Genomic DNA, 5,528 nt, shown 5'->3' with positions numbered 1-5,528 from the left:
AATCCCAACAGGGCGAGGTGGCAGCCCAGGCATGCGATCCAGGCCAATAGCGAACGCTGCATGCCGGGGACTTTGGGCTTGCCGAACAGCAAACGGCCGGTAGCCTGGGCGGCGGCAAAAAATCCGGCGCAGGCTACCAGCAACGCCAAACCGAAGGCATCGCCGGCGTAATGGGCGAAATATGACCAGTGGCTGCCGAATTGGCTGATCAGAATCAACGTCGTAGCCGCCGTCAGCGCAAAGCCGATACCGAACAGTCTGCCCCAGAAACCGGCCAGATCGGCATAGCGCGCGTCGCGCGCGGCTAGCGTCTCCAGCACGGCTAGTATCAGCGACAGTCCCAGGCTTACCGGCATGAACAGAAAATGCTGGGTAGCCGTCATCGCGAATTGGCCGCGCGATAGTTCGATAACGGTTTCCGAAAGCATGGTCACCTCTTTGGCAGGGTCAAAAATGCCGGCAATTATAGAGGCATGGCGAAGTTTGGCGATGGTTTTTGTTTCCGGACGCGGCTCGCAAAAAATCGCCGGGCGCGCGCTGGTGAATGAGGGCGCTTGTTGTACACTTCTGGGCAGCTGTCTTTCCGTGCCATCTTATGAAACCACCGTTCGGCGTCATCGTTTTTTTGAAGATACTCGGGGTTGCCGTGCTATACGCGGCGCTGGCCAAGCTGGTGCTGGCGTTTTTCTCCGATGCCAGCGGCGTCACCTTGGTCTGGTTCCCTTCCGGATTGGGCTTGGTCGCGATTTTGTTGGGGGGATGGCGCTTCGTGCCAGCCGTTTTTGTCGGCGCTCTGCTGGCGGGTTTGTTGGTCGACGACTCGTTGCTCATTTCCGCCGGCATTGCCGTCGGCAACACGCTGGAATCCTGGTTGGGTGCCTGGTTTTTATCCGGCCATTCGGGGTTTTCGCCAGCGTTGAAACATCCGCGCGACTATGTCTGGCTGGGTGTCACCGCCGTGTTTAGTGCCGGATTCAGCGCGTTAATCGGGCCGATGATATTGCTGTTCGCAGGAAATGTGGCTCTGGATAGCGTTTTCGACAGCATGCTGCACTGGTGGATGGCGGATGTGTTCGGCATGGCATTGCTGACGCCGTTGGTGCTGATCTGGAAGGATTGGCCCTCGGATTGGTTTGTGCCCAGGCGCTTGCCGGAGACCATCGCTTTTATCGTGTTTAGCGCGGCATGCGGGCAAACGGTGTTTTTGGCTTGGTGGCCGGATCTATTCGGTGATTTCGCCAAATCCTACTGGCCTTTTTTGTTTGTTATTTGGGCGGCGGCCCGATTTGGCGGCCACGGCGTAACCTTGCTAATTACGATGACCGCAGTGCAATCCTTGTGGGGGCTTGAGCACGGAGTCGGGCCGTTTGTCGGCAACGGCGTCCAGGAAGGTTTGCTGAGTATCTGGTGTTACCTACTGATTTTCGCGGCGGTCGGAATCCCGTTAGCGTTAATGCTATTCGACAAGGAACAATACACGCGGGCTCTGCGGCAGAGCGAAGCCAGAATGGGATTTGCGTTGGACACCATTGGCGCGGGCGCTTGGGACTTGGATTTAGCCAGCAAGGAGGTGCAGCGTACGCTTACCCATGATCGGATATTCGGGTATTCGCAAATGCGCAGGGTTTGGAGATACCAGAAGTTCCTCGATCACGTGCTGCCGGGCCATCGCGAAGCGGTCGATGCGCGTTTTCAGCAAGCGATTGCAACCGCCGCTGATTGCGATATCGAATGCGAGATCCGCCGCGCGGATGGCGAAAAACGTTGGATTCGGATCGCCGGCTGCTATTTGCCCGGTCGCCCCGCCCGGATGGCGGGAATCGTTCAGGATGTGACTGATTCCAAATTGGCCGAGGAAGACAGGCAGTTGGCGATGTTGTTCTACCAAGGTTGCAGCGAGGCGATGATGATTACCGACCTGGATGGGGTCGTGGTATCGGTTAACCCGGCCTTCGCCGATGTGACCGGTTATACCGCCGAAGAGATCATTGGTAAAAATGCCAGGACGCTGGGGTCGGGGCGCCACGATGCGGCATTTTTTCAAGCAATGTGGGCGGCCATTCTAGCGACCGGGCAGTGGCGGGGCGAAATCTGGAATCGTCGGAAAAATGGCGAACTCTATGTGGAGCTGTTATCGATTAACACGATATTCGATAGAAACGGGCTGGAACTGCGACGGATCGGGGTGTTTTTCGATATTACCCACCGAAAACTGACCGAGGAGCAATTATGGCAGCAGGCCAATTTCGATCCGTTGACCGGTGCCGGGAACCGCCGCATGTTGTACGCCCGCTTGGATCAGGAAGTCAAAAAATCCCAGCGTAGCGGGGCGTTATTGGCGTTGATGATCGTTAGTTTTGATCGATTCAAGGAGCTTAACGAAGGCCTGGGCTATGCGAAAGGCGATAGCGTGTTGCAGGAAGTGGCGCAACGTCTGGTCGGTGGCATTCGCGAAACCGATATCGTTGCCCGATTGGACGGCGCTGAGTTCGCCATGTTGCTGACCGAGTTGGATAAGATCGAGAGCGTCGCCAAATTAGCCGGCCATTTGGCTGAGCTTTTGGCTAAGCCCTACGCGGGGGTGGAGGCGGCCGGCCTGTTGAATTGCCGTATCGGCATTGCGTTGAGCCCTATCGATGCCTCGGACGCCGAAGGCCTGCAGCGCTCGGCGATTCACGCGTTACGCCGTTGCAAAGCCGGCCGCTACGCGTTTTTCAATCAATTCGCGCTGAGCGACATTTAACACAGCCTTTGCTTGGGGAACACGCAGCGGAACCGACTGCCTTTGCCCAGCTGGCTTTCGATTTCCAATTTGGCATCGTGACGTACCAACACGTGTTTGACGATGGCCAGGCCCAAGCCGGTTCCGGCGATTTTCTGATTGCGTTTGACGTCGGCGCGATAAAAGCGCTCGGTAATCCTAGGAATCTCGTTGCTGGCGATACCTTGACCGAAATCCTCGACTTCCAGATACACGCTACCGTCCGGAAGGTTGTCCCAGCGCACGTGCACCGGCGAGCGCGGTGGCGAATATTTCAGCGCGTTGCCAAGCAGATTGCTGAATGCGCCGCGCAGTTCTAGTGCATCGCCGCGCAGATTGGCGGTGCTTTGGAGGCTCAGCGTGACTCGGCGTTCGTCTTTTTCCAACAAGTCGCTTTCGTGGCAGACTTGGCCCAGCAGATCGGCAATCTGAACGCATTCGGATTTTTTGGCCTTGCTTTCCAAACGGGCGAGCAACAGCAGGTCGTCGATCAGCATTTGCATGCGCTCGGTCTGCGCCGACATGTTCTGAAACGAGCGGACGTAGACGCTCGGACCGTTTTCCATTTCCTGCAGGGTTTCCAGATACCCGCGCAACACCGTCAGCGGCGTGCGTAGTTCGTGCGAGACATTGGCGACGAAGTCGGTGCGCATTCGCTCGATGGCCTTCAAATGGGTAATGTCTTGCGCCATCAGCAGACGCAAGCCGTTGCCGTAGGGTACGATGCCGATTTGCAGGATCAGGTTTTCGTTAACCGGCGAGGGGATGCTGATCTTCTGCCGGTAATCCTGATCCTTCAGGTACTGGATAAACAGCGGGTGGCGGACCAGATTCGGAATGCGATGGCCGTTATCGGACTTTTTCAAACCCAGAAAATCATGAGCGATTTTGTTGCTCCATTCGATTTCGCCGTAACTGCCCAATACCACGACGGCGTCGGGTAGCGCGTCGGTGGACTTGCGGAACCGGTCCAGCATCTTGCCGAGCTTTTTCTTGCGGCGTTTTTGACTGCGGCGAATTTTATATAAGTGGTAGTAAATGTCGCCCCAAATTCCTTTGAAGTCGGCGCGCTCGCCGACGCCACCTTGGCTTAGCCATCGCTCCAAGCGGTTGATGCTGATGGTTTGTTTGACCAGCAAAAACAGCGTGACGGCCAGTAGTAGCTCGGTTAAATGACCGAAGAACACGCTGACCAGCAGCGTGGGGATCAATAAGCCGATGACGATATTGAGTTCGCGTTGCCAGCGCTGCATCGAGCGTCAATCCGCCATCGAAAACCGGTAGCCGAAGCCGCGCACGGTTTGAATCAGTTCTTCCCGGCCGTAGGTTGCCAAGATTTTGCGTAATCGGCGGATGTGCACATCGACGGTGCGTTCTTCGATATAGACACTGCGGCCCCATACCTGATCCAGCAAATGCGTGCGGCTATAGACTTTGTCGGGATTGGTCATGAAAAATTGCATCAGCCGGAATTCGGTGGGGCTGACTTCCAGGCTGCGGCCGCCGATCATCAAACGATGCTGTTCGGTGTCCAGTGTCAGGTCGCCCACGCTGAGTTGGCCGGATTCGGACAATTTGCCGCTCCGCCGCATTACCGCCTTGATTCGGGCGACCAATTCTTTCGGGGAAAAGGGTTTGGTGACGTAATCGTCGGCGCCGATTTCCAGGCCGCGGATTTTGTCTTCTTCCTCGCTGCGGGCGGTGAGTAGAATGATGGGGAGCTCCTTGAACCCCGGCTCGTTTTTCAGGCGCTTGGCCAGCTCGACGCCGCTGATACCCGGCAGCATCCAATCCAACACAATCAAATCCACCCGGTTGTCGGCCAGGGCTTGCATGGCTTGTTCGGCACTACCGGCGGATATGACTTGAAATTCGGCTTGTTCCAGTACCAAGGCCAGCATTTCCCTGATAGCTTCTTCGTCTTCGACAACCAGGATGTTCAAGTTGGGCATATAGGTTCCATAAAAGGCTAAGCAGCAATGACTTAGCTAATCTAGCAGCGATATATTACCTGTTTGTGACAAAAAATATCGGCCGGCCAGAGCTGGGCCGGGACTGGCGAGTGGGTGCTTGGCCGGTTATCGCGCTTCAGCGGGGCGGGTTCGCGGCCATCACGCCCAGCACATCCAGAACCCGGCAACAGTAGCCGAATTCATTGTCGTGCATCAATGCGAGACCCAGATGGCGACGGTTGCCTAGGCTTAAATGCTTCATCAACACGATCGCCGAATAGGGACTCGCCAGATAGTCGATACTGGCTTTTTGGTGCCCCCAGGCCCCGTGTTCGCAGGACAGAATGCCGGCCAAACCGTGCTCGGAATAGTCGCGAAGCAGGTCGGCGACTTCTTCCTGGCTGGAGTCCCTGGTCAAGACCGCCGCGATGTCGATTACCGAGACGATGGCGGTCGGTACCCTGTAGGACAAGGCTTCCAGCTTCCCGGCCAACCGAGGCAGCACCAGCTCGGTCGATTTGGCGACGTTGGTGCCGGTGGGCACGATGGAGATCGCGCAGGCTCGGCCCAACTGCGATGACGGATGATAACCGTCCAGAACTTTTTGGTCCGATAACTCCGGGTGAATCGTGACGATGCGGGCGTAATCGATTCCGATGTGGCGGTCCAGAATGTCGCAAATCGGGACCATGGCGTTGCCGGTGCAAGTACTGGCCGAGACCACGTCGTGGCGGGCCGGGTCGTAAGCGTCCTGGTTGACGCCGTATACCAGACTGAGATCGCAACCCGCCACGTTCCAGGTACACAGAATTTTC

At 56.8% G+C, this 5,528-nt stretch carries 4 protein-coding genes and 1 pseudogene; 1 reads left to right on the top strand and 4 read right to left on the bottom strand.

Features of this window, described 5'->3' with window-relative positions; genetic code table 11:
- Window positions 1–428 (bottom strand): cytochrome ubiquinol oxidase subunit I (locus AC3B8H_RS17880; protein ID WP_488442901.1); only part of this gene is annotated, 428 nt, incomplete at its 3' end.
- A 167-nt stretch (window positions 429–595) separates the two neighbouring features.
- On the opposite strand from AC3B8H_RS17880, the gene AC3B8H_RS17875 reads away from it, so the two are divergent.
- Window positions 596–2,743, top strand: a complete 2,148-nt coding sequence (locus tag AC3B8H_RS17875) for an MASE1 domain-containing protein (protein WP_488442900.1) — start codon at window positions 596–598, stop codon at window positions 2,741–2,743.
- Here the strand turns inward: AC3B8H_RS17875 and phoR are convergent.
- The 3 genes and pseudogenes from phoR to AC3B8H_RS17860 form a co-directional block, all read right to left on the bottom strand.
- Window positions 2,740–4,014 (bottom strand): phosphate regulon sensor histidine kinase PhoR, encoded by a 1,275-nt coding sequence (phoR, locus tag AC3B8H_RS17870; RefSeq protein ID WP_488442899.1) that lies wholly within the window; start codon window positions 4,012–4,014, stop codon window positions 2,740–2,742. The two genes, AC3B8H_RS17875 and phoR, sit on opposite strands and share 4 nt — an antisense overlap.
- A 6-nt stretch (window positions 4,015–4,020) precedes the next feature.
- A complete protein-coding gene (gene phoB, locus AC3B8H_RS17865) occupies window positions 4,021–4,713 on the bottom strand; it encodes a phosphate regulon transcriptional regulator PhoB (protein WP_488442898.1) in 693 nt (230 codons plus the stop codon).
- A gap of 136 nt (window positions 4,714–4,849) precedes the next feature.
- Window positions 4,850–5,528, bottom strand: a pseudogene (locus AC3B8H_RS17860) (type I glyceraldehyde-3-phosphate dehydrogenase); the annotation flags it as partial.

The sequence above is a fragment of the Methylomonas sp. BG-2 genome, assembly GCF_057766305.1.
This window is presented reverse-complemented; position numbering and strand designations above follow the sequence as displayed.

Coding starts and splice junctions, on each gene's coding strand:
- AC3B8H_RS17875 (WP_488442900.1), top strand. CDS start 596: ATGAAACCACCGTTCGGCGTCATCGTTTTTTTGAAGATACTCGGGGTT.
- phoR (WP_488442899.1), bottom strand. CDS start 4,014: ATGCAGCGCTGGCAACGCGAACTCAATATCGTCATCGGCTTATTGATC.
- phoB (WP_488442898.1), bottom strand. CDS start 4,713: ATGCCCAACTTGAACATCCTGGTTGTCGAAGACGAAGAAGCTATCAGG.